The following is a 25254-nucleotide window of genomic DNA, read 5'->3' on the forward strand; positions in this document are numbered from 1 at the left end:
TGAACAAACTGATCCTGCCTGTGGCCATCTTTGTGAGCGTGATCCTCGCGGGGAAACTGGCCGAGCATTTTGCGCTTGAGGGCAACTGGAAAATCGGCGTGCTGTGCCTGGTGGCAGCCTGCGTGCAGATCGTGGTTACCCGTCTGCAGCGTTCGCAGCGGCAGAAAGCGCAACGATAAGGCACCACGGGATAACGCTTACTCGATGCGCTTGAGCTTTTCGAGCATGGCGGCACTGCCCTTGAGGTAACCGGTGACCTCGCCATCTTCCCGCTTGAATTTGATGCCCATCACTTTGTTATCCAGTTTTACCAGCTCGACCGATGCCCGGATGACTTCCTGCGGATGCGTGATGGTCGCGGGGGCTTTGCCGTTCTGAGTGGAGACTTCGCTGACGGTTTGCTCGAACACATTGCGTTCAGCGTCATACGACCACGACGACTGCTGTACGATTTTTTGCATCGCGTTCTTTTCAGTGACGATCAGAAAGTCGGTTGCCGACCCATCCGCCTTGAGCAGCAACAGCGCCAGCGCCTGGGAGGTGCCGTCATCGGCGTTGGAGTACCAGAGGCCGTACAAGTCACTTCTGCTATACGTGGGGCTTGTGATCTGATCTTCGCCAGGCGGCGTGCCCGCGCCCGTTGTCGTGCAGGCAGCGACCACCAACGGGGCGAGCAATGCGACAGCCAGATTGAGGTACTTTCTCATCTCTTTCCTGATGGATTTTCCAAGACCTGGACAATCTATCGCATCGAGCGCCTGGTTTGGTATGACGACGTGAACGCCCCCGCGCAACCCCAAGACGTCTACTGCCCCCCCAACGTATAAAGGCGTACTTGGGTATCGCCAACTTTCAGCGTGCTGACCTTGTTCCAATTATTCGGAATGGGCGCGAAATCATCGGGCGGTGCGCTGTTGCTCACCAACCACACTCTGGTTTGACCGACGGGTAGTTTTTCGAGGCTGTCGAGATAGATCTTGTCGGCCTCATTGTTGACCAGTGTGCCAAACCCATAATTACCTGGTCGCCCGGAAGCGCCATTGGCCTGGGGTGGTGTATAGAGCAGCGGCACCGAACCAGTCTTGTTGTAGTAGACATAGCCGAAATACCAGAAAAGGTCGCTGACCACGATACGGTCATTCGCCTGGTAGTTTTCATTGACGTAGTTGACCAACTTGTCGAACTGCTCATCATCCGTGTGGTAGTCATTACGCAAGCCGACCAGTTCTACAGCCAGCACTGTCGCCAGCATGGCGACGGCAGCGTAGCGAGATTGATGCCGCATTCGATCAATCGCGACTGCCAGTATCATCGGCAGCCCCAAGGCGGAAAACATCAAGTAGCGCTCGACCAGCAGCGGTACGCTCCACGAGACAAGAAAGACCACGATCAACGGAAGAAACGCATAGATCGCCAGTAACACGTGAAATCTGTACGGGCTCCGATCACGCAGGCAGACGGCCCCTGTTACCAGCGCCAGCGCCAGTGGCAATGCGAGGTAGACCGGCCATTTCAGATCCTGGCCATCCGTCAGGGTCAAAAACAGCCAGATTGTCGATGGCAGTGAGTCCATGCTGATGGGCGAAATCCAGCCAATGTCGCCACCCGCCTTGAGTTGGTCAAGGTGCTGCAGCAGGTCTATCAGGCCGGGTATCCAGGGGGCATACAGGATCGCGATAACGCAGTTGGCGCCCCACCATGCCGGCAACGTGATGAGGCGCTGTTTTTCGCCGCGCACAATGAGCAGGTAGGCCCAGTGCGAAAGTGCGCACAGGCCAGTGAAATAATGGGTATAAAAACTGGCTGTCATCAACAGCGCATAGATGACCAGGTAACGGTGGCGCCCAGGGTTTCTTACCCAATAGACAAGTGCGATGGTTGCGCCCAGCAGCCATAACCCCATCAGTGCGTACATGCGCACTTCCTGGCTATAACGCACGGCAATGGGCAGCAACGCCAGCAGTACCCCGGCCACGACTGCTGCATAGCGTGTTGCAACCTGATAGACCAACCAAATGCCCAGGGCTACCGTACCGATACCCGTCAGTACGCTGAGAAACCTGATCGAAAAGAGGCTGTCCCCAAATGCGCCTATCCAGGCGTGTAGAAGCACAAAGTAAAGCGGTGGGTGTACATCATGGGCGCTGTGGAACCAGATGAGCGAGGGTGAGTACTGGCTCATCAACAAGCTGGAACCCTCGTCGCACCATATGGCAGAAGCGGTTGAGCCATACAGCCGAGCCAGTGTGGCGAGCAACAGGATTGGCAGCGGCCAGAGCTTCCTGGCCCATACAGGGAATGTCTGGAATGGCTTCGCCGTGCCGGGAACGGGCGCTTTCCCACTGATGCTGAACTCGTGAAACTTCATGTGTCCTCCAGCCCAGTCCAGTCCCTGAATAAGCATTCACGCGACCTAAGGCTAGCATCCACCGAATCGACTGCCTGTCGCCAATCAAGGTTCAGCCCCTGCAAGAGGTATTCCTAATGAGCAAGCGCAAGCCCCACACCATGCGGGCACGCCTGGAGAGGACATGCCGGGCCCTGGTCTCGGCCAACCACGCCGCCGTGGTGAACATCGACCCCAGCGGCCAGCAGGTACTGATCAACTGGAAGAAGCTCAAGCAGATCCGCGTGCGCCAGGTCGTCGACGCCGTTTGCAATATCCCGCACCGGTGGACCATCTACCTCAGCGTGCTTTGCCGGACGGAGTTTGGAAAGCGGTACAACACGTCGATCGAGGTGGCGCCGCCAGGCAACTACCGCGCCGAGCACCTGACCGACGTGAGCGAGGCGACCTACTTAGACCTACGGGCCGCGGCCAATCCTAATCACCTGGTGGCGGCCGGTTGGATCGCCATCCCTGCCGACTCAACGCTCGACGAGGCAGAGGCCGCCAAGATCTTTGCCGCTGTCGGGGCCTGGAATCAGCAGAAAGCAGCATGAAACGCATCAACGCACGCGTCCAGCACGGCCGGCGCCAGCAACACATCAATCTGCCGCCCAGCGGCTTGGGAGGTATCGGCCATGGCAATGGACCAGGCGGAGCGCGGCAAGCGTCGGCGCGAGAAGGCAGCCAAAGTGAAGGAAGAAAACCTGCGCGCATCGGCGCCATCCTCGACAGCGACCCGAAGAAGCGCATCCGCAACTACCACCCAACGTGAGAGATGCAGTACGGCGAAATAGCCCAGACGCTGCCGCTCAAGCAGTGGGAAGTGCTCACCAACTGCATGTACGACTGGGATGACGTCAGGTACATGCTTGGCGATGCCCGCCAGTACGTTCAGCGCGTGTGGGCGGCGACACGCAGTCTGGCCAAGTACAGGGCGTATCAGGAACTGGCGCAGTACTTCAACGACGACGCAACCGCCATGCTGAGCTTCAAAGTTCGCGCGACCACCTGACCCTCCGGCGCTGCCCGCCAGCGACCGACCTACGTGTCTTGGCTGAAATGCAGCGCAACGGCCAGAACTGCAACCACGAGCACTACCTCGGCAACGAGGTACATGCCGTAAAAATCTTCCGAGAACATTCCTGAACTTCCGCGAGCAATTGTTGAGCTTGTAGGCCGCGAAGCATGCATTTCGCGGTGCAAAGCTCAGAGCAGAATCGCTTCTCAGAAGTTCATCAAAAACTCGGCGCTGCCCGCCAGCGCCTTCCCCGAAAACGAAAACGCCGCCCAATGTGGCGGCGCTGACTGAAGACGAGCGGACGTTACCAGGTCTTCGGTTCGGACTTCTTGTACGAGCCACCAGTCATGCACTTCTCTACCAGGTCTTCGCGAGCCTTGTTGTCTGGAAGCGCTTTCAGGTAGTCGGGCTGGCAGTGCTCGGCAGTGGGTTCGTAGGCGGCAGTGTCGGCGGCGTCTTCTTTACAGCCGACTAGTCCTACAGCTAACGCCCCAGTGAGCGCCAATGTAAGCGAGCGCATCATGGCTTGAACCCCTGATCCTGGCTTTCATCAGGTTCCGAGATCTCATAGAACTTGTCGCTGACTTCCTTCTGTTCCTTCGGCTTCTGTTCGGCCTCTGCCTCGAAGCAGCCGCTGAGAGAAAGCGAGGTTACTGCGACAAGCATTGCTCCAATGATGGTGCGTTTCATGAGGTTCCTTCCTGTGAAATGGCCGGGCGTTATATCAAAGAACTACCCCTCTCGCAAAACGTGGCGCCGTGCCAGCATCCAGCGCCTTCCCCTATTCGCCGTCAGCGATACAGTTCTGCTCCGCGAGGTGGACGAGGCCCGCGACGACACCGGCACGGTTGCTCGTCGGACCATCACCCAGGTGCAAAAGAATTACGGCCTGCTCGATCACTTGTACGTTCTCAGTTATGGCCAGCCAGCCCCGCAAACCCACCCTGGGTGTTTTATGAACGAGGGCGGAGTGAGCGCTATGCACGCGAGGTCCAAGACGTAGCTCAGGATCTGCCCGCCTGATTCTGAACGTACTGCTCGGCCATTACCTTTCCTTCAAGAATGGCTTCTGTAGAAGAAGAAAATTGCCGACTCGCTCGTAGCGTTCTCGGGGTACCGCCTGGTTTCCCCACTTCAACCAACATGCCGGTGGGAGACTCATCACTCGCCCCCCAGAGCACGTAGATTGATGCCTGGTATCCAAGGTAGGTATGCACGTAAAGGTCATGACTGGTGGCTTGAAGGCTCATTACTCTCTCCAACTGGGCGCCTCAATTGCGCCTCCGATGGAGATACGACTAATCCTTTCTAACGAGCGTTCCGTTTGCAAGACATCGTTACTTATGAAGGCGTGAGCCTTTGCGTGGAAGCGGTTCTGGCCCTGGGATAGTTGGGGCTGGAAACCTCACGGCGACCCAATCGACTGCACGCTCGAGCGCCCAAGCCATGGCCACAGACAATTTCTGTCCACGGCAATCTGGATGATGCTCTTCAAGCAACGGCACACCCTTATCCCCGTAGATGCCTATGAAAAGTTGCGTGACGTTCTCTAAAGAAAGACGCGCTTGGATGTTGATCAGAGTGCCGCAGGGCAAGCGCTCATCGTAGTTGCGAAAATGCAACTCCGGGTTGGCCCACTCCCAATAAACGGTGCCGCGATTGCGCATGGAACGAACCCTTCACTTTCAAATCTTGACCAGAGAGGCAGCATACACAGCTGCCCCGCTGAATCTACTGCAGAACGTGAGCGTTACATTTTTTTACATCTAAAGGGTCACTTCGCAGCTGCGCTTGTTCCACGAGTACCAATACTCTCTACTGCGATCCACCGTGCGCGCCCCACGCCCCACGCCAGAGCCTTGGTCATCGACTCACCAGGCCGAGAATCAAAGGCCTCCTCGTGGACGGGCATGCCACCGGATGCATATACCCCGATGAACAGCTGCGTGTTGCCTGTCCGCGACAGTCGCACCTGAACATCGATGTAGGTTCCATCGGCGAGCGTCTCGTCATGAGTGCGATGGTGCAACGTGGGGTCTGCCCAATCCCAAAACACATCACCGCGAATTCTCATGCCGTTCTCCTACGACTTTAGTTGTAGTTAGGTGGTTAATTGCCACCATAGCGAACGCCCGATTTTCCGCAAATCCGCCGAGCCGATCTGTGAGCTGAATCGGACAATCGGCAATTCCCTCTCCCCTCTATTCACTGCCGCGATATGGCGGCCAAGCAATCCCTGTGCCTGCAGGAACTGATTACACCTCAAGTACTTGGCCAGTATCGAGATAGACGGACAGGCAAGGTCAGGGCGAATCGAGAGACCGCCCTTCTCTCTCACATATTCAACATGGCAAAGGAGTGGGGCATTACTGACCGCCCAAACCCCGCGACCGGTATCCGCAAAAACAAGGAGACACCTAGGGACTTCTATGCAGGGCCGACGATCTGGGCTGCTGTCCACGAGCAAGCCGCTTCCGAGCTGCGCGATGCCATGGATTTGGGCTATCTGACCGATCAACGTCCAGCGGATGCACGGGCCACCCGGGCGACAGACGTGGTTGATGGCTTTCTGCACTTCGCTCAGGGAAAAACGACAAAAAAGTGGATAAGTCTTGAGTCGGAAATAGAGACCTGCCAGCTGGGGATACTGGTGCAGCGCCTTCTGAACCAACGCAAGGCGAGGGGTTCGCAACCCGTACCTCATAGTGACAGAGGACGGCCGCAACGTGACGCCAGCGATGCTACGCCTTCGCGTTGATGATGCTAGATCAAAGGCCGCCGCCAAAGCGATGGAGGACCTTGATAGCGTCCTGGCCGACAGCATTCGTCAATTCCAGTTTCGCGATATCCGCCCTAAAGCAGCGGGCGACATTGAAGACCTGGCGCACGCGAGTAGGCTACTAGGGCACACGGATAAGCGGATCACGCAGACCGTTTACCGCCGCGTCGGGAGATCGTGAAACCAACCGATGAAACCTTTTTTACGGAAGAGTCGCGGAACACCATCGAAAAGTTGCGGAACACTTGGCCTTTTAAGCGTCAAGTTTTCCGCCCTCCAGAAACGCAAAAAGCCCTGAATAATCAGGGCTTTGAATATGGCGGAAGCGTAGAGATTCGAACTCTAGGATAGTTGCCCATCGACGGTTTTCAAGACCGTTGCCTTAAACCACTCGGCCACGCTTCCAGCTCGTTTTGCGGCCGCCATAATACCGTAATGAAACACGCTGTCAAACTCTCTGTGTCGCGGGTTGCGGAGGCTCTGTTAGACTGCTTGCATCTGAACGTCTCAAACCACGGATCCATAAGGAGTGTCGCCATGCGCGAACAGGATTATGCCGTACACCACGGCCAGCAGGCCGAGCAGCAGGAGGTCAGCAAGGTCCTGCGCAACACGTACAGCCTGCTGGCACTTACCCTCGCCTTCAGCGGTGTCATGGCCTTCGTCGCACAGCAGATGCGTGTCGGTTACCCGAACGTGTTCGTCGTGCTGATCGGCTTCTACGGTCTGTTCTTCCTCACCGCCAAACTGCGTGATTCGGTTTGGGGCCTGGTGTCCACCTTTGCCCTCACCGGTTTCATGGGCTTCATTCTCGGCCCGATCCTCAACCGCTACCTGGGCATGGCCGGTGGCGCCGAAGTGGTCAGCTCGGCGTTTGCCATGACCGCGCTGGTGTTCGGTGGTCTGTCGGCCTATGTGCTGATCACTCGCAAGGACATGAGCTTCCTCAGTGGCTTCATCACCGCTGGCTTCTTTGTGCTGCTTGGCGCGGTGGTTGCCAGCTTCTTCTTCCAGATCAGCGGCCTGCAACTGGCAATTAGCGCTGGCTTCGTGCTGTTCTCGTCGGTCTGCATTCTGTTCCAGACCAGCGCGATCATTCATGGGGGTGAGCGTAACTACATCATGGCGACCATCAGCCTGTATGTGTCGATCTACAACCTGTTCATCAGCTTGCTGCAGCTGTTTGGCATCATGGGTCGTGATGACTGATTGATTGCTGCTTGAGAAAGCCCGCTTCGGCGGGCTTTTCTTTGCGTGATGGAAATGGGGTGGGGTGCGAGGTGCTGGCCTTGAGAGGTTTGGCGCCTGTGAGATCGAGCGCCGCCCGCGCGGCGCATCGCGGATGAATCCGCTCCTACAGTTGTTGCAACGTGGCCATGCCTGTGAGGCCATGGTTGTCAGCCTTGTTTGTAGGGCTCAAGACATGCGCCAAGGCAGGCGAAGATGGCATTACAGGTTTGGCACGTTGCAACAAATGTAGGAGCGGATTCATCCGCGATGCGCCGCGCGGGCGGCGCTCGATTTACGCCCCACCACAAAACCCAAACCCAACCCGCCGACCTCACAAACGCTGACCTAAAAGTCAGAAAACCATGCAAATGGTCGCCGATCATGCCGCCATCGTGCATTCCCCTACCGCAATCGCACTTCAGCCCGTAGAATGCGCTCCTTTTTTCTTCCGGGGCAGCTTCACCGATGAGCTCACACGAACACAGCCCAGGCGCGGCGGCGCCTGCCAACGAACTGGTACTTGGCCTCGAGGACAAGCCACGGCTGTTGATCGGCCTGCTGGCAGCCCTGCAGCACCTGCTGGCGATCATTGTGCCGATCGTTACCCCTGGCCTGCTCATCTGCCAGGCGCTGGGCGTTTCGGCTCGCGATACCAACCTCATCGTCTCCATGTCGCTGGTGATCTCCGGTATCGCCACCTTCGTCCAGTGCAAGCGCTTCGGCCCGTTCGGTGCCGGGCTGTTGATCGTCCAGGGCACCAGCTTCAACTTCGTCGGGCCGCTGATTGCCGGCGGTGCGCTGATGGTCAAGCAAGGCACGCCGGTCGAAAGCGTGATGGCGGCGATCTTCGGTGTGGTGATTGCCGGCTCCTTTGTCGAGATGGGCGTGTCGCGCATCTTGCCCTTCGTCAAACGCCTGATCACCCCGCTGGTGACCGGTATCGTCGTGCTGATGATCGGCCTGACCCTGATCAAGGTCGGCCTGATCAGCATGGGTGGAGGCTTCGGCGCCATGGCCAATGGCACCTTTGCCAACGGCGAAAACCTGCTGCTGTCGGGCGCTGTGCTGGCGGTGATCGTGATCCTCAACCGCATCCCGGTAGTGTGGATGCGCAGCTGCGCGATCGTCATTGCCTTGGCGGTCGGCTATGCCCTGGCTGGCTACCTCGGCCGCCTGGACTTCACCGGTATGCACGAGGCCGCACTGTTTCAGGTACCAACGCCGCTGCACTTCGGCCTGGGTTTCTCGTGGGCGCTGTTCATCCCGATGCTGGTCATCTACCTGGTGACTTCGCTGGAAGCCATTGGTGACGTCACCGCCACCAGCAAGGTCTCGCGCCAGCCGGTCGAAGGCCCGCTGTGGATGTCGCGCATCAAGGGCGGTGTGTTGGTCAACGGTGCCAACTCGCTGCTGGCTGGCCTGTTCAACACCTTCCCAAGTTCGATCTTCGCCCAGAACAACGGCGTGATTCAGCTGACCGGGATTGCCAGCCGCCACATCGGCATCTGGATTGCCGTGATGCTGGTGCTGCTGGGCCTGTTCCCGAGCGTGGCCGGTGTGATTCAGGCAGTGCCTGAGCCGGTGCTGGGTGGCGCGGCCATGGTCATGTTCGGTGCGGTTGCCGCGTCGGGCATCAACATTCTGGCCAGTACCCGCCTGGACCGCCGTGCCCTGCTGATCATCGCCGTATCGCTGGCGTTGGGCCTGGGTGTGGCGCAGGTGCCGGAGTTCCTCGCGCACATGCCGGCTGCAATCCGCAATGTGCTGGAATCGGGTGTGGCTACCGGCGGTATCTGCGCCCTGGTGTTGAACTGGTTCCTGCCGGAGAGAAAGGAACAGGCTTGAGTCTTGTGCCCTTCTGTTAAGGCCAGGGGGCTGCTGCGCGGCCTATCGCAGCGGTTCGTCGCCACGACAAGCCAGCGCCCACAGGGATAGCATCAGCCTCAGGTACAGGAAGCTCGACCCGCCAGGTACAAGCGGGGTCGGGCTTTTTTGCTTTATCATGGCGGCATTCCTTTGCACGAGTTATCCATGAAATTCGCTATCGCGGTTTTTTCCCCGGCCCACGCGCCCTCCGCGCGCCGCGCCTTGCGCTTCGCCGAGGCGGTGCTGGCTGGCGGGCATGAGATTGCCCGGCTGTTCTTCTATCAAGACGGGGTGCACAGCGCTTCGGCCAACGTGGTCGCCCCCCAGGATGAACAAGACATCGCCGCCCAGTGGCGTGCATTCATCGACATCAACCGGCTCGATGCGGTGGTGTGCATCGCCGCCGCGCTGCGCCGTGGTGTGCTCGACGAAGCCGAAGCCAGCCGCTACCAGCGCCCGGCAGTGAACCTGCCCAAGCCGTGGGCGCTGTCTGGCCTCGGCCAGTTGCATGAAGCCGCGCAAACTGCCGACCGCCTGGTCTGCTTCGGAGGCGACTGAAATGGCCAAATCGATGTTGATCATCAGCCGCCAGGCGCCGTGGAACGGCCCGTCCGCCCGCGAAGCGCTGGATATTGCCCTGGCCGGTGGCGCGTTCGACTTGCCGCTGGCCATGCTGTTCCTTGATGACGGCGTGTTACAACTGGCACCCGGCCAGCAACCGGCCGCCGTGCAGCAGAAGAACCTCGCCGCCAACCTGCAGGCGCTGCCGATGTTCGGCGTCGAGGAGCTGTTCGCCTGCCAGCATAGCCTGGCGCGCCGTGGCCTGGCCGCCGATGGCCTGGAGCTGCCGGTGGAGGCGCTGGACGATGGCGCCCTGAAAGCCCTGATTGCCCGTTTCGACCAAGTGGTGACGCTCTGATGCCAACCCTTCACGTGTTATCCCACTCCCCGTTCGGCGACGAGCGCCTGGACAGCTGCCTGCGCCTGCTGGGCGCTGAAGACGGCGTGCTGCTGTGCGGAGACGCCGTCTACGCCCTGCGCGAAGGCAGCGACGCCCAGCGCCAGTTGCAGGTTGCCAACTTGGCACAACGCCTGTTCGCCCTCGACGAAGACCTGCAGGCCCGTGCCATCAGCAGCACGCTGGCCAAGGCCGTGGACTACCAGGCCTTCGTCGAGCTGTCGCTGCACTACGACAAGGTCAATAGCTGGCTATGAGTACGCTGAACGTTGGCGAACGCGCCATCGCCCTGGACAAGGACGGCTTTCTGGTCGACCTGCAAGACTGGTCGCACCCCGTCGCCGAGGCCCTGGCCGAGCGCGAAAGCATCGCACTGACCGCCGACCACTGGGAAATCCTCGAACTGCTGCGCCAGTTCTACGATGAGTACCAGCTGTCGCCGGCCACCCGCCCGCTGATCAAGTACACCGCGCTCAAGCTGGGCACGGAAAAGGGCAACAGCCCGCACCTCAACCGCCTGTTCAACGGCACCCCCGCCAAACTCGCCGCCAAGCTGGCGGGCCTGCCCAAGCCGACCAATTGCATATGACCGACGCCCGCCCGCTGACCCTGGAAACCCCGGCCGAACACCCCTTCGCCGAATTCGTGCGCATCCTTGGCAAAGGCAAACGCGGCGCCCGCGGCCTGACCCGCGAGGAAGCCCGCGCCGCCATGACCCTGCTGCTCGAAGGCAAGGTCGAAGACACCCAGCTGGGTGCCTTCCTGATGCTGTTGCGGCACAAGGAAGAAAGCGCCGAAGAGCTCGCCGGCTTCACCGAAGCCCTGCGCGCGCACCTGCAGGCGCCGCGCATTGCCGTGGACATCGACTGGCCGACCTACGCCGGCAAGAAGCGCCATCTGCCCTGGTACCTGCTCAGCGCCAAGTGCCTGGCCGCCAATGGCGTGCGCATCCTCATGCACGGGGGCGGCGCGCACACCGCTGGGCGCATGTATACCGAACAGTTGCTGGCACTGCTGGAAATCCCACTGTGCCGCGACTGGGCCGCGGTCAGCCAGGCCCTCGACCAGCAGCGCCTGGCATTCGCCCCGCTGCACGACTGGGCGCCGCAGCTGCAGCGGATGATTGACCTGCGCAACACCCTGGGCCTGCGCTCGCCCATCCATTCCTTGGCGCGGGTGCTCAATCCGCTGAGTGCGCGTTGTGGCCTGCAGAGCATCTTCCACCCCGGCTACCAGGCTGTGCACCGTGAAGCCAGCCGCCTGCTCGGCGACCATGCCGTAGTGATCAAGGGCGATGGTGGCGAGATCGAGGTCAATCCCGATGTCATCAGCCACCTTTACGGCACCCGCGCAGGCGAAGCCTGGGATGAGGAATGGCCGGCGCTCAGCGAACGCCGCCACGTGAAACCCCCCAGCCTGCAGCCCGAGCAGTTGCTGGCAGTGTGGCGCGGCGAGGCAGAAGACAGCTACGGCGAAATGGCCGTGGTGGCGACCATGGCCCTGGCGCTGCGTGGTCTGGGGCAAGATCGCGAACAGGCATTCACCACCGCACGTGGCTATTGGGCCGCACGAAACCAATCGAATAACTAGATAGTTAGAGGGCATTCTTTGCGCTAGTTGTTCGAACGATTTCCCCTAGACTGGGCTCCAACGACAAACAATTTTGTTTCCGAGGAGCTCATCATGGGCCTTTTGATCGACGGTCGCTGGCACGACCAGTGGTATGAAAACGGCAAGGACGGCACCTTCAAACGCGAAAACGCCCAGCGTCGCAACCCACTGCCCGCCCCCGAAGCCGGTCGCTATCACCTGTACGTTTCGCTGGCCTGCCCATGGGCCCATCGCACCCTGATCTTGCGCGCACTCAAAGGCCTTGAGCCACTGATCGATGTGTCGGTGGTCAGCTGGCTGATGCAGGACCATGGCTGGACCTTCGATCAACATCAAGGCTCCAGCGGCGACCACCTCGATGCCCTGCAGTACCTGCACCAGCGCTACACCCAGGACGACCCGCACTACACCGGCCGCGTGACCGTGCCCGTGCTGTGGGACAAGCAAGAAAAGCGCATCGTCAACAACGAGTCGTCAGAGATCATCCGCATCTTCAACAGCGCGTTCAACGAGCTGACCGGCAACACGCTGGATCTGTATCCCGAGCCGCTGCGCCCGGCCATCGAAGCGTTGAACGAACGTATCTACCCGGCCGTGAACAACGGCGTGTACCGCGCAGGCTTCGCCACCACGCAGGATGCCTATGAGGCTGCCTTCGATGAGGTGTTCAACGAACTGGATCACCTGGAAGACCTGCTGAGCCGCAATCGCTACCTGGCGGGCGAGTACCTGACCGAGGCCGATGTGCGCCTGTTCACCACCCTGGTGCGTTTCGATGCGGTGTACCACGGCCACTTCAAGTGCAACCTGCGCCGCCTGAGCGACTACCACAACCTGTCCAACTGGCTGCGTGAGCTGTACCAGTGGCCGGGTGTGGCCAGCACCGTGAACATGGAGCACATCCAGAAGCACTACTACATGAGCCACAAGACCATCAACCCGAACGGCATCGTGCCCAAGGGCCCGTTGCAGGACTTCAACCAGCCACATGACCGGGAACGCTTGGCGGGCAAAGGGATCTGGCAGGCTTGAGATGGGCGGGGTCGCTTTGCGGCCCCGACGCTCTATCAGTCGCGCATGAAGCCACCATCCACATCCATGATTTCCCCGGTCACGAACCCCGCCTCGGCCGACGCCAGGAAGCACACCGCCGCCGCAATATCCCGCGGTGTTCCCGCCCGCCCAAGCGGCATCTGTGCCAGCACCTGAGCCCTGGCCTGCGGCGCCAGCACGCTGGTCATCTCGGTATCGGTCAAGGCGGGCGATACGGCATTGACCGTGATGTCGTAAGGCCCCGCCTCGCGCGCCAGGCCCTTGGTCAGGGCGATCACCGCGCCCTTGGCCGCCGCGTAGCAACTGTTGCCCAACAACCCGCCGCCACGCTTGCCAGCCACCGAGGCGATATTGATGATGCGCCCGCCACGCCGCGCCATCATGCCCGGCAGCACGGCCTTGGCGCAGAAGAACACGCTGTTGAGGTCGATGGCCATCACCCGGTTCCACTCCGCCGTGGTCACTTCCAGCAGCGGCGCGGTGGAGACGATCCCGGCGTTGTTGACCAGGATGTCGACGCCACCCAGCTGCGCCTCGACCTGCTCGACCATCGCCTGCACCTGCGCCTCGTCGGCCACATCAACCCCCACGCCAATCGCCTCGACGCCCTGTTCGCGCAAGCGCGCAGCAGCCAGTTCGGCAGCGTCCGGGTCCAGGTCGCACAGCGCGACCCGCGCCCCGCCATACCCCAGCGCCGCAGCAATGGCGTGGCCGATGCCTCGGGCGGCGCCGGTAACCAGCGCGGTGCGCCCGGCCAGGGTGAAATTCAGTGCAGCGTGCACGGCAGTGTTGCTCATGGTGGTTATCCCTTCAAAAGGCCGTAGCCAGGCGCGCCCTCTGCATGGCAAAGGGCGTTGGTCGTATGTGCGAACGAGAACGGGCTCAGGCGGTACCGCAAGCACCCAGTGCCAGCTGTTCCTTGAGCGGCGGGATGTCCAGCCGGCGCATCACCCGGTACAGCGAGGGCCGGCAGATACCCAGCTCGCGGGCGGCGGCAGACATGTTCCAGCGGCATGCCTGGAGGGTGCCGAGCACGTCGGCGCGCTCATCGCCCTGTTGCGCCGGGCGGCGGATCGGGGTGATGTTGGCCGGCAGCGGGCGCGGCGCCTGGCACTGCCCGAGGAAGTCCAGCGGCAGGTCGCAGCGCTGGATGCGCGCGCCTTCCATCACCGCGCAGGCGTAGCGCACTACCGCGCGCATCTGGCGCAGGTTCCCGGGCCACGGGTGCGCCAGCAGCAGCGCCCAGACTTCGCTCAGCACCTGGCGTGGGTCGCAGCCTGGCAGCTCGTAGGCGACCATGTTGCACAGCAGCTCGCCGCGGTCATTGCGCTCGCGCAGCGGCGGCAGCTCCACTACGCCGGTGGCGATGCGATAGAACAAGTCTTCACGGAAGCTGCCATCGGCCACCCGCGCCGCCAGGTCCTGGTGCGTGGCGCAGACCAGGGCGAAGTTCACCGGCACGCTGCGCTCGGCACCCAGAGGGGTCACTTCGCGTTCGGCAATTACCCGCAGCAGTCGGGTCTGCTGCTCGAACGGCATGTCGCCGATTTCATCGAGAAACAGCGTGCCACCATCGGCCTGCTGCACCTTGCCCTTCTTGCCCCCCGGCAGTGCACCGGAGAAGGCGCCACGGCTGTAGCCGAACAGCTCGCTTTCGATCAGCGTCTCGGGGATGGACGCGCAATTCAGCGCCACCAGCTGGGCGGCGCGGCGCTGGCTGTGGGCATGCAGGGCGCGGGCGAGGATCTCCTTGCCGGTACCGGTCTCGCCGCGGATCAACACGGCGATGCCACGCTCCATCAGGCGCAGCGCACGGCGGAAGGCCTGGCGCACCAGAGGGTCGCTGTCATGGGCGATATCACATTCGGGAACAGCGGGCAGGCCAGGGCGAACAGGGTCGGTCAAAGCGGTCATTAGCGTCACCTTTTTCTTGTTCTATAGCTTGTGACTATGCCGGCGGGCGGCGCTTGTGGCGCCGCCGGGGCCGAAGGGGTGTTGCAGGTTCACATTAGGGAGGCACAGTTATATTTTCCAATACATAATCAAGCATCGACTGATACCTTTGAGAGCATCATGATCGAACTGCGCCACCTTCAGTACTTCCGCACCCTGGCCGAAACCCTGCATTTCGGCCGCGCCGCCGAACGGCTGCACATCTCCCAACCGCCGCTGTCACGGCAGATCGCGTTGCTGGAGGAAGAGCTGGGGGTCAAGCTGTTCGACCGCTCGCGCCGGCGGGTGGAGCTGACCGAGGCCGGCCAGCGCTTCTACCTCGACACCGGCACGGTGTTCGCCGCTTTTGAACAGGCCAAGCGCAATGCCCTGGCTGCAGCGCGGGGGGCGGCGGGCGAATTGTCGGTGGGGTTCATGATGTCCACGGCCTACAGCATCACCCCGGCCATTACCCGGCGCTATGCTGCGCTGTATCCGCAGGTGAACCTCAAGCTCACCGAAACCTTGCCGCTGGACCTGGCCCAGGACATCAGCAGCGGCAACAAGGATGTGGCGATCATGTACCGCCCGCAGGATTGCACGGGCCTTGAGACGGTCACGCTGTATCGCGAGGAAATGACCCTGGTGCTGCCCCCCGGCCACCGCCTGGCCGGGCAAGCGCTGGTGGAGCCGCGCGAACTGGCTGACGAGACCTTCATCATCGTGCCCCGGCGCATCGCCCCTGCCCTGCACGACATGATCTGCGGCTACTGCCTGCAGCACGGGGTGACGCCAAACATCGGCCTGGAGATCAACATGCAGCAAACCATCGTCAACCTGGTCGGCGAAGGCCTGGGGGTGGCCATCGTGCCGCGTTCGATGCGCAACATGCGCCTGGCCAGCACCAGTTTCCGGCCCTTGCGCGAAGCCCCGGTGATCGAGGTGGTGGCGGTGTGGAAGGCCGACAACCACAACCCGTGCATCGCCACCTTCGTCGAAACTGCGCTGCAAGCCGGCGAACAGGCGACGCGGGAAGACGAGGCGCGGCGCCAGACAGAAGACTGCCCCCCCTACGTGCTCTAACAAGCTGGCGCGCTCCCTGTAGGAGCGGCTTTAGCCGCGAACACCGGCACAGCCGGTGCCAAGCACCGCGTTGGATTCATCGCGGCTAAACCCGCTCCCACAGGGGTCCGCTTCAGATCTCCAGAATCCCCGACGCCATGAACCCGCCATCCACCGGGATCACATGCCCGCTGATGTACGACGCATCCTCCGACGCCAGAAACGCCACCGCTCCAGCCATCTCCGCCGGCGTGCCGTAGCGCCGCAACGGCACCGCCCGGGCGTACGACTCGCGGGTCGCCGCCGAGTGCAAGGTGCGCGTCAGTGGCGTGTCCACAGGCCCTGGGGCGATGCCGTTGACAGTAATGCCATGCTCGGCCAGCTCGATGGCCATCTGCCGGGTCAGGCCGATCACCGCCGCCTTTGACGTGCCATAAGCAGTGCGCCCCATGCTGGCGCGCATGCCGCTGATCGAGGCCACGTTGATGATCCGCCCCCAGCCCTGGTCGCGCATCAACTGCGCCGCCTGCTGGCTGCACAGCAAAGTGCCGGTGAGGTTGACATTCATCAGCCGTTGCCAGCCCTCCAGTTCAGTGTCCAGGAATGCTTGCGTGCGGGCGATGCCGGCGTTGTTGACCAGCACATCGCAACGCCCGCAGCGCTCGCGCAGGGTGTCGAACAGCGCGCTGATCGACGCTGCATCACCGATGTCGATGGCCAGGGCCAGGGCATCGATGCCTTGGGCTTGCAGGCCGGCGACCATCTCCTCGGCGGCCTTGAGGTTGATGTCGGCCACTACCACCGTATGGCCGTCATGCCCCAGGCGTTCGGCAATGGCCGCACCGATGCCCATGGCGGCACCGGTCACCAGGGCCACGCGTCCGTGGGCGGATACAGGCAAAGTCGTTTTCGCAGCTTGGCTCATGTCAGGGCTCTCTCAGAGGAAACCGATGGAAATCCACGGGAAACAGGCAACGACCGCCAGCGCCACCAGCAGCGCGCCGAGGTAACCCCAGACGCGGCGGATAACGTGGTCGGAAGAGGTCTTGCTGATGGCGCAGGCGGCATAGAAGCCCACCCCCAGCGGCGGTGCGAACAGCCCCACGCCCATGGCCAGGATCACCACCATGGCGTAGTGCACCGGGTGAATGCCGAGCAGCTCGGCCAAAGGGAACATCAGCGGGCCGAACAGCACGATGGCGGGGATGCCCTCCAGCACGCTGCCGAGGATCAGGAAGGTGAGGATGGTCACCACCATGAAGCCGATGACGCCGCCGGGAATGTCCTCGATCAGCTCCACCAGCGACTGCGAAAAGCCCGACTGGGTCAGCGCCCAGGCCATCGACGAAGCCATGCCGATGATCAGCAGGATCGCCCCCGACAGCGCCGCCGCTTCCAGCAGCATCGGGTACAGCCGGCGCCATTCGATATGGCGCATGAACAGGTGCATCACCAGGCCCACCAGCACCACGTAGGCCACGCCGATGGTCGATACCTCGGTGGCAGTGGCCGCCCCTTCCAGCACCGCCACGCGAATCAGCAGCGGCAGCGCCAGCGCTGGCAAGGCAATCAGGAAGGTCTTGGCCACCCGCGACAGCGGTGCACGCTCGATGGCCGGGCGTTCATCCTTGCGCGAGCGCCACCAGCACACCACCGCAATGGCCAGGGTCGCCACCACCGCCGGCATCAGCCCGCCGATGAACAGCGCGGTGATCGAGACGCTGCACACCGCGCCGATGGTGATCAGCACCAGGCTCGGCGGAATGGTCTCGGTCATCGCCCCGGTGGCCGACAGCAGCGCCGCCAGCTCTTCGGACTTGGAACCGCGGCGTTTCATTTCCGGGAACAGCGCCGGGGCCACGGCGGCCATGTCGGCGACCTTGGAGCCAGAGATCCCCGACACCAGGAACATCGCCCCCAGCAGCACGTATTGCAGGCCGCCGCGCACATGGCCGAGCAGCGAGGCCATGAAGTCGATCAACGTGCGCGCCATGCCCGACAGTTGCAACACCACGCCCAGCAACACGAACAGCGGCACGGCCAGCAGCACCATGTGCGACATGCCTTCATCCATGCGCCCGACCACGATCGACAGCGGCGCATGGGTTGCCAGCGCCAGGTAGGCCATGGTCGCGGTGCCGAAGGCGAATGCGATGGGGATGCCGCCGAACACGCAGGCACCCAGCAGCACCAGGAAGAACACCACCAGGTTGTAGTTGCCCATGGCCGCCAGCAGCGGCTGGGCCAACCACAGTGCCGCCGCCACCGTGCCGACCACGGCCAGCCCGGCCATGAACTGGCGCACCGTGGAGTAGCGTGCCATGCGCGCCACTGCCGCCAGCAGCATCAGCACCGCGCCCACCGGCAAGGCCGCCGCGCGTACCCCATCGGGGATGCCCAGCGCCGGGGTGGTGATCCACATCTGCTCGTGGGAATGCTGCATGGCCGGCGAGATGATCATGGCCACGAACAGGCAGACGATCAGCGCCGACAGCGTCTCGCTGAAGCCACGCCAGGCGTCGGGCAGCTTGTTCACCAGCGCCGACATGCGCATGTGCTCGCCTCGGTCCAGCGCCAGCACCGCGCCGAACATCGCCAGCCAGATGAACAGCGACGAGGCCAGCTCGTCGGACCAGATCAGCGGGCTGTGCAACACGTAGCGGGCAATCACCCCCGCCAACAGCACGAAGGTCTCGATCACCATCAAGGCGACCGCAATCACGCCTACCAGGCGCATGGCCCAGCTGTTGAGGCAGATCAGCACCCGGGCCGGCAGGCGCTGCGAAACGGTGGAGGCCGGTAGCGCTGGGGCGCGCATCATGCCAGCTTCCCGGAAAACTGCTCGAGGATGGCCCAGGCCTGCTCGCCGAACTTGTCGTGCCAGTCGGCGTAGTAGTTGGCGCTGCGCAGCTTGTCACGGAAGGCATCGGCCGGCGCTTCCACCAACTCCAGGCCCTGCCCCTTCAAGGTATCGCGGGTGCTGCCTTCGAGCTTGGCGAGGTCTTCGCGCTGGCCCATCACCGCTGCGTCGATATGCTTGCGCAAAATCGCCTGCATGTCCGCCGGCAGCCGGGCGAACGAGGCGCTGTTGCCGAGCATCCAGAAGCCGTCCCACACATGGTTGGTCAGTGAGCAGTACTTCTGCACTTCGTACAGCTTGGCCGAGGACACCAGGGTCATGGGGTTCTCCTGGCCTTCGACGATGCGCGTCTGCAGCGCCGAGTACACTTCGGCGAAGTTGATGCTCGTTGGCGCCGCTTCCAGGGCGCGGAAGATCGACATGATGATCGGGCTCGGCGGGACCCGCAGCTTCATGCCGCGCAGGTCGTCGGGGCTGGCCACCGGCCGGGTGCTGGTGGTGGTGACGCGAAAGCCGTTGTCCCACATGCGGTCGAACGCGAACAGCGTGCCGGTCTTGGCGATTTCACCGCGCACATGCTCGCCGAGCGCGCCGTCCATGGCACTCCACACCTGCTGGTAGTCCTTGAAGGCAAAGCCCACGGCGCTGATCTGCACCGACGGCACCATGGTGCCGAGGATCACCGGTGACAACGAGAACAGGTCCACCGCACCGGAGCGCACCTGGGCCAGGGTGTCGGTGTCGCTGCCCAGCTGGCTGCTGGGGAACACCTGCACGGTCAGCGCGCCGTTGGTTTCCTCCTTGATCGCCTTGGCCATGGCCCGGGCGCGTACGTTCATCGGGTGGCTGATGGGCAGGTTGTTGGCGAACTTGAGTTTGAAATCGGCAGCGCGCGTGTTGCTGCTGTACAGGCCCAGGCCGGCGGCGGCGACCGCGACCGATGCCATGGAGGCCGTCTTGATGAAGGAACGGCGGGTGAAATCGCTCATGTAGCTCTCCTGACCTATTTGTTCTTATTGATCGAGTGGGATAAGGCGATGGTGACAGTGACTTAGCAATAGGGGTGCCACCCTTGGCTGGCCGAACGAAACGGTGCTCGCGCCAGCCTTGATCAGGGCCTAAGCCACTGTTTCACAAGGCATCTGCCAGAGCAGGCGGCGTTGTATCAATTTGTGATGCGGCGCCGGTAGCGCCCCTCGGGGTGTAACAGGTGTCTCCCTGACCTGTCGCCCAGGCCATCAGGGCGACACCTGTAGCACCCACCTGCTACCTGCCGACACCCTCGCCAACGGCCACAAAAGCACGGCCCAGACGCCTTGCCAAGGGGCTGGCACCGTTCTTGCCATCGACCTCGCAAACCCATCGAGCGAGGACTCACCTCATGGATTCACCCCTGATCAGCGGCTGGTACCACGCCCCTTTCGGCAAGTTTCCCGATATCGACCCCGAGCGCATGCTGGCTGACGCCGCCCTCGGCGCGCTGGCCCACGCCAGGCTTGATCCAGAACAGATCGACTCGGTACATGTCGGCCACTTCAACGCCGGGTTCCTGTACCAGGACTTCCCCTCTGCGCTGCTCGCCAACCATATCCCGGCCCTGCGCTTCACCCCGGCGGTGCGGGTGGAAAACGCCTGCTCCACCGGTTCCGCGGCCATCCACTCGGCCTTGCAGGCAGTGCTCAGCGGCCAGTCCCGGCATGCACTGGTGGTCGGTTTCGAAAAGATGAACAGCCTGCCCACCGCCGAGGTCGGCAAGATCCTGCTCAAGTGCTGCTACGCCCGTGAGGAGGCAGATATCGAGAGCGGCTTCGCCGGGGTATTCGGCAATATCGCCAGCGCCTACTTCGAGCGTTATGGCGACCAGTCCGACGCTCTGGCGATGATCGCCGCCAAGAACCACGCCAACGGCGCCCTCAACCCGTACGCCCACATGCGCCGTGACGTCGGCTTCGAGTTCTGCCGCACGCCCTCGGAGAAAAACCCCTTCGTCGCCGGCCCACTCAAGCGCAGCGACTGCTCGCTGATCAGCGATGGCGCCGCAGCACTGGTGATCAGCCGTGCCGACCAGCACCGCAGCGATGGCCCCGCGGTGCGCTTTCGTGCGGCGGTGCAAGTCAACGACTACCTGCCGCTGTCGCGCCGCGACCCCACGGTGTTCGAAGGCGCGGCGCGGGCCTGGCAGCAGGCGCTGACCCAGGCACGGCTGACCCTCGATGACCTGTCGCTGGTGGAGACCCACGACTGCTTCACCATCGCCGAGCTGCTCGAATACGAGGCCATGGGCCTGGCCGAACGTGGCCAGGGCGCAAGGGTGATCGCCGAGGGCATCAGCCGCAAGGACGGCCGCCTGCCCATCAACCCGTCCGGTGGGCTCAAGTCCAAGGGCCACCCGATCGGCGCCACCGGGGTGTCGATGCACGTGATGGCGGCCATGCAGCTCAGCGGCGGGGCCGGTGACATGCAACTGCCCCGCGCCGACCGCGCCGGGGTGTTCAACATGGGCGGCGCGGCCGTCACCAACTACGTGAGCATCCTGGAGGCCGTGCTATGACCGGTATCGACAACGTGATGAACCTCGGTGAGCTGCTGGCCCAGGTGGCCCGCCGCTTGCCCGAGCAGCCGGGCTTCATCCGCGGCGAACAGCGGGTATCGTGGCGCCAGCTGCTGCAGCGCGTCGACAGCGTCGCCGCCGCCCTGCGTGCACGGGGCCTGGGCAAGGGCGACCGGCTGTTGGTGCATGCGCGCAACAACCTGCAACTGTTCGAAAGTGCCTGGGTGGCGTTTCGCCTTGGCGTGGTCTGGGTGCCGACCAACGTGCGTATCACCCCGCCCGAGGCCGCTTACCTGGGCAGTTCCAGCGGCGCAGTGGCGATGCTCTACGACGAAGGCTTCGGTCATTACGTCGACGCCGTGCGCGCGGCCTCCCCTGCCTTGCAGACGGTCATCGCCATCGGCAGCCCACGCTGCGGCGAACTGGGCTACGACGCCTTGCTCGATGAGGGCGCGCCGCTGCAGGCGGCCTTCCGCCCGGCCGAGGTGCACTATCACGACCCGCTGTGGTTCTTCTACACCTCCGGCACCACCGGCCACCCCAAGGCCGGTGTGCTCACCCACGGCCAGATGGCCTTCGTCGTCAACAACCACCTGGCCGACCTGATGCCCGGGCTGAGCCAGCAGTCGCGCTCGCTGGTGCTCGCCCCGCTGTCCCATGGCGCCGGCATCCACGCCCTGGTCAACGTCGCCCGCGGCGCAGCCTGCGTGTTGCCGGCCGGCGAGCGGCTGGACTGCGACGAAGCCTGGCGGCTGGTGCAGGAGCATCGCATCGACAACCTGTTTACAGTGCCGACCATCGTCAAGATGCTCACCGAAGACCCGGCCGTTGACCGCTACGACCACAGCAGCCTGCGCTACGTGATCTATGCCGGCGCGCCGATGTACCGCGCCGACCAGTGCCACGCCCTGCGCACCCTGGGCAAGGTGCTGGTGCAGTATTACGGCCTGGGCGAGGTAACCGGCAACATCACCGTGCTGCCGGCCGACTGCCACGACGCCGAGGATGGCCCGCAGGCCAAGGTCGGCTCCTGTGGCTACCCGCGCACCGGCATGCAGGTGGCGATCCTCGACGAGCACGGCACCGAATTGCCCAGCGGCAGCGACGGCGAAATCTGCGTGCGCGGCCCGGCGGTGTTCGCCGGCTACTACAACAACCCCGAAGCCAACGCTGCCTGCTTCCGCCATGGCTGGTTCCACACAGGCGACCTCGGCCATGTCGACGATCAGGGTTACCTGTTCATCACCGGCCGCGCTTCAGACATGTACATCTCCGGCGGCTCCAACGTGTACCCACGGGAGATCGAAGAAGCGCTGCTGACCCACCCGGCAGTGAACGAGGTAGCGGTGCTGGGGATGCCCGACGAGAAATGGGGTGAGTGTGGCTGCGCGGTGATCGTCACCACCGCCGAGGTCAGCGACGAACAGCTGCTGGCTCACCTTGAACCGCGCCTGGCGCGTTACAAGTGGCCCAAGCGCTTCGTGCGCTGGCACGAAATGCCGAAGTCCGGCTACGGCAAGATCGTCAAGAAGCACATCCGCGCGCTGCTTGAAGCGGGCCAGGAGCAGCCGGCATGACACCGCACTTCGAAACCCATGGCGGCGTGCGTCACTTCATCCATGGCGGCCTGCCGCAGCAACCGCGCCTGCTCGATTGCGAGGTGGCGCACAGCCAGGAACTGCGCGTCGAGCTGCCGCTGGCCTGCAATGTCGCCGAAGGCCTGCTGGCCGTGCTGCACGGTTGCCGCTACCAGAGCGCGGTGGGGCGCATCCTCTGTGGTGGCGCGGCGCACCTGAGTTACCACCGCATGGTCACCACCCGCGATAGCCAGCGCCCTTACGACTACGGCCAGCCGGTGGTGCTGGACGGCTACATCACCTTCATCAGCGGCGCCCTTACCGTCGGCCGCGATGCCGGCGGCGCGCCGCTGCTGCACTGCCACGCCGGTTTCATCGACCGCGACGGGCAACAGCACGGCGGCCACCTGGTGCTCAACCGGCTGATCGTCGGCAGCGAGCCGCTGGTGCTGCGCCTGTGCCTGTTCGACCAGGTGGCCTACCAAGTGCAGCCGGATGCCGAAACCCAGTTCAACCTGTTGCACCCCGTGCTCAAGGAGGCCTCATGACCCTTGCTCCAAACAGCGCCGAGTCGCACGTGCAGAGCGGCCAGCTGGGCCGCCTGGTGGTTGCCCGGCTCAAGCCCAACGAAGACATCATCGACAGCGCCGAGGCGCTCTGTGCCAGCCACGGCATCAACTGCGCCGTGGTCCGTGGCGGTCTAGGCAGCCTGATCGACGGCGAGCTGCACTACCTTGGCCGCCAGGGCATGCAGGATATCCATGTGCCGGGCCCGGGCATCGAGATCCTCAGCCTCAGCGGCGAGGTCATCGCCGGGCAGAGCCGCCTGCAGGCCGTACTTGCCGATGCCGACGGCAACATCTTCGCCGGCCGCCTGCAGCGTGGCCGCAACCTCTCGTTCATCACGGTCGAGCTGACCCTGCAGGAATGGCTGCCCGACTGACCCACCGCTGCACCACGCCCTTTGCGCCCGGACGTTTCGGGCGCCCTTACGCCTTCAGGAAAACAACAATGACAAGAAAGCCACGCGCGCACCTGTACCTGCTCACCGCCAGCACCTTCGCACTGCCCGCAGCCCAGGCCGCATTCATCGAGGATGGCAAGGCCAACCTCAACCTGCGCAACTACTACTTCAACAACGACTTCCGCGACCGCCCAGGGTCAGCCGGGCAGAGCAAGACCGCCGAATGGGCCCAAGGCTTCGTGCTCGACTACAAGTCCGGCTTCACCGACGGTACCGTCGGCTTTGGCCTCGACGCCCTGGGCATGCTCGGCGTACGCCTGGACGGTGGCGCCGGCAACCACCGCGGTAGCTCGATGATCCCCGACGACAGCGATGGCAGCGCCGTGGATGAGTGGAGCCGGCTGGGGCTGACCGGCAAACTGCGTTTTTCGCAGACCGAAGCGCGCTACGGCACTTTGCAGCCGAAGCTGCCAATCCTGGTGGCCAACGACGGCCGGGTGCTGCCGCAAACCTTCGAAGGCGGCATGATCAGCTCGAAAGAAATTGACGGCCTGACCTTGATCGGTGGCCGCCTGGAGCACACCACCGGCCGCGGCTCGACCAACCGCTCAGGCCTGGCCGTGGCGGGCGGCACCCGCCAGAGCAACGAATTCCTTTTCGCTGGCGCGGACTACCAGCTGACGCGCGACCTCAAGCTGCAGTACTACGCAGCACAACTGCAGGACTACTACATCCAGCACTTTGCCGGCCTGGTGCACACCTGGGCGCTGGCCGACGACCAGTCGCTGACCACCGACCTGCGCTACTTCAAGACCGATGCCCACGGGCGCAACGACTCGGCCAGCGGCCGCGCGGCGGGCTACCAGGTCAGTGGCCTGGGTGATACGCCGGGCAAGATCGACAACGACACCTGGAGCGCGATGTTCACTTACGCCATCGGCGGACACGCCGTGCTGCTGGGCCACCAACGGGTGTCCGACAGTGGCAACTTCGTTCAGCTGAACCAGGGCAATACCGGCGAAGGTGCCGCCGGGTCAAGCATCTACCTGTTTACCGACCGCCTGGTGACCAGTTTCACCCGTGCGGGCGAGCGCACCACCTTTGGCCAGTACAGCTACAACTTCGCAGCGCTGGGCGTGCCGGGTCTGGTGGCTTCGGTGGCGTACCTGAAGGGCACGAACATCCGCATGGCGTCCGGGGGAGACGAGAAGGAATGGGAGCGTGACATCGCCCTGGACTACGTGGTGCAGAGCGGGACGTTCAAAGGGCTGGGCTTTAGCTGGCGCAACGGCATGCTGCGCAGCGGGGTGCCCAGTGAGTGGGACCAGGATCAGAACCGGCTGACGGTGAGCTATTCGGTGCCGCTGTTCTAGCTTGAGATTGCAGGGGCCGCTCTGCGGTCCA

General features: G+C 63.1%; 29 protein-coding genes, 1 tRNA gene and 1 pseudogene. 18 read left to right on the plus strand and 13 right to left on the minus strand.

Features of this window, described 5'->3' with window-relative positions; translation table 11 throughout:
• Positions 1 to 197: 197 nt before the first annotated feature.
• On the minus strand, positions 198 to 707 hold the full coding sequence (locus APH27_RS17615) for a hypothetical protein (protein ID WP_156335896.1): 510 nt from the start codon (positions 705 to 707) through the stop codon (positions 198 to 200).
• A gap of 98 nt (positions 708 to 805) precedes the next feature.
• Positions 806 to 2368: a glycosyltransferase family 39 protein gene (locus tag APH27_RS17620; RefSeq protein WP_177331692.1), complete on the minus strand. Its 1563-nt coding sequence runs from the start codon at positions 2366 to 2368 to the stop codon at positions 806 to 808.
• 116 nt (positions 2369 to 2484) lie between these two features.
• Between APH27_RS17620 and APH27_RS17630 the strand changes: the two genes are divergently transcribed.
• From APH27_RS17630 to APH27_RS17635, 3 genes are read left to right on the plus strand one after another with little or no spacing between them, the layout of a single operon-like run.
• A complete protein-coding gene (locus tag APH27_RS17630; RefSeq protein WP_060485508.1) occupies positions 2485 to 2943 on the plus strand; it encodes a hypothetical protein in 459 nt (152 codons plus the stop codon).
• Positions 2940 to 3161, plus strand: a complete 222-nt coding sequence (locus tag APH27_RS27225) for a hypothetical protein (protein ID WP_082435180.1) — start codon at positions 2940 to 2942, stop codon at positions 3159 to 3161. The genes APH27_RS17630 and APH27_RS27225 overlap by 4 nt, the downstream gene beginning before the upstream one ends.
• A gap of 3 nt (positions 3162 to 3164) precedes the next feature.
• Entirely contained in the window at positions 3165 to 3401 is a 237-nt protein-coding gene (locus APH27_RS17635; RefSeq protein ID WP_082435182.1) for a hypothetical protein, read from the plus strand.
• 310 nt (positions 3402 to 3711) lie between these two features.
• On the opposite strand, the gene trbK is transcribed toward APH27_RS17635, so the two are convergent.
• The 5 genes from trbK to APH27_RS17650 form a co-directional block, all read right to left on the minus strand.
• Positions 3712 to 3930, minus strand: a complete 219-nt coding sequence (trbK, locus tag APH27_RS17640) for an entry exclusion lipoprotein TrbK (RefSeq protein WP_060485509.1) — start codon at positions 3928 to 3930, stop codon at positions 3712 to 3714.
• On the minus strand, positions 3927 to 4097 hold the full coding sequence (locus APH27_RS26450) for a hypothetical protein (protein ID WP_155954357.1): 171 nt from the start codon (positions 4095 to 4097) through the stop codon (positions 3927 to 3929). The genes trbK and APH27_RS26450 overlap by 4 nt, the downstream gene beginning before the upstream one ends.
• A gap of 314 nt (positions 4098 to 4411) precedes the next feature.
• A complete protein-coding gene (locus tag APH27_RS26050) occupies positions 4412 to 4657 on the minus strand; it encodes a hypothetical protein (RefSeq protein WP_033696381.1) in 246 nt (81 codons plus the stop codon).
• Between the two features lie 87 nt (positions 4658 to 4744).
• Positions 4745 to 5074, minus strand: a complete 330-nt coding sequence (locus APH27_RS26055) for a hypothetical protein (protein ID WP_081784317.1) — start codon at positions 5072 to 5074, stop codon at positions 4745 to 4747.
• A 107-nt stretch (positions 5075 to 5181) separates the two neighbouring features.
• Positions 5182 to 5481: a hypothetical protein gene (locus tag APH27_RS17650; protein ID WP_060485511.1), complete on the minus strand. Its 300-nt coding sequence runs from the start codon at positions 5479 to 5481 to the stop codon at positions 5182 to 5184.
• 174 nt (positions 5482 to 5655) lie between these two features.
• Between APH27_RS17650 and APH27_RS26910 the strand changes: the two are divergent.
• Positions 5656 to 6375, plus strand: a pseudogene (locus APH27_RS26910) (integrase); the annotation flags it as partial.
• A 128-nt stretch (positions 6376 to 6503) separates the two neighbouring features.
• Here the strand turns inward: APH27_RS26910 and APH27_RS17660 are convergent.
• Positions 6504 to 6591: transfer RNA gene (locus APH27_RS17660), tRNA-Ser, on the minus strand.
• Positions 6592 to 6723: 132 nt separating this feature from the next.
• Between APH27_RS17660 and APH27_RS17665 the strand changes: the two genes are divergently transcribed.
• From APH27_RS17665 to APH27_RS17700, 8 genes are all read left to right on the plus strand, one after another.
• Positions 6724 to 7395: a Bax inhibitor-1/YccA family protein gene (locus APH27_RS17665; protein ID WP_027919754.1), complete on the plus strand. Its 672-nt coding sequence runs from the start codon at positions 6724 to 6726 to the stop codon at positions 7393 to 7395.
• Between the two features lie 486 nt (positions 7396 to 7881).
• Positions 7882 to 9261: a nucleobase:cation symporter-2 family protein gene (locus tag APH27_RS17670; protein ID WP_027919753.1), complete on the plus strand. Its 1380-nt coding sequence runs from the start codon at positions 7882 to 7884 to the stop codon at positions 9259 to 9261.
• Positions 9262 to 9447: 186 nt separating this feature from the next.
• Complete coding sequence (tusD, locus tag APH27_RS17675) at positions 9448 to 9840, plus strand: sulfurtransferase complex subunit TusD (RefSeq protein WP_060485512.1); 393 nt, start codon at positions 9448 to 9450, stop codon at positions 9838 to 9840.
• 1 nt (position 9841) lies between these two features.
• A complete protein-coding gene (gene tusC, locus APH27_RS17680) occupies positions 9842 to 10201 on the plus strand; it encodes a sulfurtransferase complex subunit TusC (protein ID WP_060485513.1) in 360 nt (119 codons plus the stop codon).
• Complete coding sequence (gene tusB, locus APH27_RS17685) at positions 10201 to 10497, plus strand: sulfurtransferase complex subunit TusB (RefSeq protein WP_060485514.1); 297 nt, start codon at positions 10201 to 10203, stop codon at positions 10495 to 10497. Before tusC ends, tusB begins: the two co-directional genes overlap by 1 nt.
• On the plus strand, positions 10494 to 10829 hold the full coding sequence (locus APH27_RS17690; protein ID WP_027919749.1) for a TusE/DsrC/DsvC family sulfur relay protein: 336 nt from the start codon (positions 10494 to 10496) through the stop codon (positions 10827 to 10829). Before tusB ends, APH27_RS17690 begins: the two co-directional genes overlap by 4 nt.
• A complete protein-coding gene (locus tag APH27_RS17695; RefSeq protein ID WP_060485515.1) occupies positions 10826 to 11830 on the plus strand; it encodes a glycosyl transferase family protein in 1005 nt (334 codons plus the stop codon). The genes APH27_RS17690 and APH27_RS17695 overlap by 4 nt, the downstream gene beginning before the upstream one ends.
• Positions 11831 to 11923: 93 nt before the next feature.
• Positions 11924 to 12883, plus strand: a complete 960-nt coding sequence (locus APH27_RS17700; RefSeq protein WP_060485516.1) for a glutathione S-transferase family protein — start codon at positions 11924 to 11926, stop codon at positions 12881 to 12883.
• Positions 12884 to 12918: 35 nt separating this feature from the next.
• Here the strand turns inward: APH27_RS17700 and APH27_RS17705 are convergent, their stop codons facing one another.
• Together APH27_RS17705 and APH27_RS17710 are read right to left on the minus strand one after the other, a co-directional pair.
• Positions 12919 to 13701, minus strand: coding sequence for an SDR family NAD(P)-dependent oxidoreductase (locus APH27_RS17705; RefSeq protein ID WP_033696377.1), 783 nt, complete (start codon positions 13699 to 13701; stop codon positions 12919 to 12921).
• Between the two features lie 85 nt (positions 13702 to 13786).
• Positions 13787 to 14818: a sigma-54-dependent Fis family transcriptional regulator gene (locus APH27_RS17710; RefSeq protein ID WP_027919745.1), complete on the minus strand. Its 1032-nt coding sequence runs from the start codon at positions 14816 to 14818 to the stop codon at positions 13787 to 13789.
• Positions 14819 to 14977: 159 nt separating this feature from the next.
• On the opposite strand from APH27_RS17710, the gene APH27_RS17715 reads away from it, so the two are divergent.
• Positions 14978 to 15919, plus strand: a complete 942-nt coding sequence (locus APH27_RS17715; RefSeq protein ID WP_060485517.1) for a LysR family transcriptional regulator — start codon at positions 14978 to 14980, stop codon at positions 15917 to 15919.
• 112 nt (positions 15920 to 16031) lie between these two features.
• On the opposite strand, the gene APH27_RS17720 is transcribed toward APH27_RS17715, so the two are convergent.
• Genes APH27_RS17720 through APH27_RS17730 form a run of 3 tightly spaced genes read right to left on the minus strand, consistent with a single transcriptional unit; the run spans position 16032 to position 19747 of the window.
• Complete coding sequence (locus APH27_RS17720; RefSeq protein ID WP_060485518.1) at positions 16032 to 16823, minus strand: SDR family NAD(P)-dependent oxidoreductase; 792 nt, start codon at positions 16821 to 16823, stop codon at positions 16032 to 16034.
• Positions 16824 to 16835: 12 nt separating this feature from the next.
• Positions 16836 to 18719 carry a TRAP transporter large permease subunit gene (locus APH27_RS17725; RefSeq protein WP_060485519.1) on the minus strand — a complete coding sequence of 628 codons (1884 nt, stop codon included), beginning with the start codon at positions 18717 to 18719 and terminating at the stop codon, positions 16836 to 16838.
• A complete protein-coding gene (locus tag APH27_RS17730; protein ID WP_060485520.1) occupies positions 18716 to 19747 on the minus strand; it encodes a TRAP transporter substrate-binding protein in 1032 nt (343 codons plus the stop codon). The genes APH27_RS17725 and APH27_RS17730 overlap by 4 nt, the downstream gene beginning before the upstream one ends.
• A 392-nt stretch (positions 19748 to 20139) precedes the next feature.
• Between APH27_RS17730 and APH27_RS17735 the strand changes: the two genes are divergently transcribed.
• From APH27_RS17735 to APH27_RS17755, 5 genes are all read left to right on the plus strand, one after another.
• Positions 20140 to 21309: an acetyl-CoA acetyltransferase gene (locus APH27_RS17735; protein ID WP_060485521.1), complete on the plus strand. Its 1170-nt coding sequence runs from the start codon at positions 20140 to 20142 to the stop codon at positions 21307 to 21309.
• Positions 21306 to 22886 carry an acyl-CoA synthetase gene (locus APH27_RS17740; RefSeq protein WP_082435185.1) on the plus strand — a complete coding sequence of 527 codons (1581 nt, stop codon included), beginning with the start codon at positions 21306 to 21308 and terminating at the stop codon, positions 22884 to 22886. The genes APH27_RS17735 and APH27_RS17740 overlap by 4 nt, the downstream gene beginning before the upstream one ends.
• Entirely contained in the window at positions 22883 to 23434 is a 552-nt protein-coding gene (locus APH27_RS17745; protein WP_060485522.1) for a hypothetical protein, read from the plus strand. Before APH27_RS17740 ends, APH27_RS17745 begins: the two co-directional genes overlap by 4 nt.
• Positions 23431 to 23829 carry a PPC domain-containing DNA-binding protein gene (locus tag APH27_RS17750; RefSeq protein ID WP_027919739.1) on the plus strand — a complete coding sequence of 133 codons (399 nt, stop codon included), beginning with the start codon at positions 23431 to 23433 and terminating at the stop codon, positions 23827 to 23829. Before APH27_RS17745 ends, APH27_RS17750 begins: the two co-directional genes overlap by 4 nt.
• A 68-nt stretch (positions 23830 to 23897) precedes the next feature.
• On the plus strand, positions 23898 to 25223 hold the full coding sequence (locus tag APH27_RS17755) for an OprD family porin (protein ID WP_060485523.1): 1326 nt from the start codon (positions 23898 to 23900) through the stop codon (positions 25221 to 25223).
• The last annotated feature ends 31 nt before the right edge of the window (positions 25224 to 25254 follow it).

The sequence above is a fragment of the Pseudomonas sp. NBRC 111123 genome (assembly GCF_001320205.1).
Classification (GTDB): Bacteria; Pseudomonadota; Gammaproteobacteria; order Pseudomonadales; family Pseudomonadaceae; genus Aquipseudomonas; species Aquipseudomonas putida_J.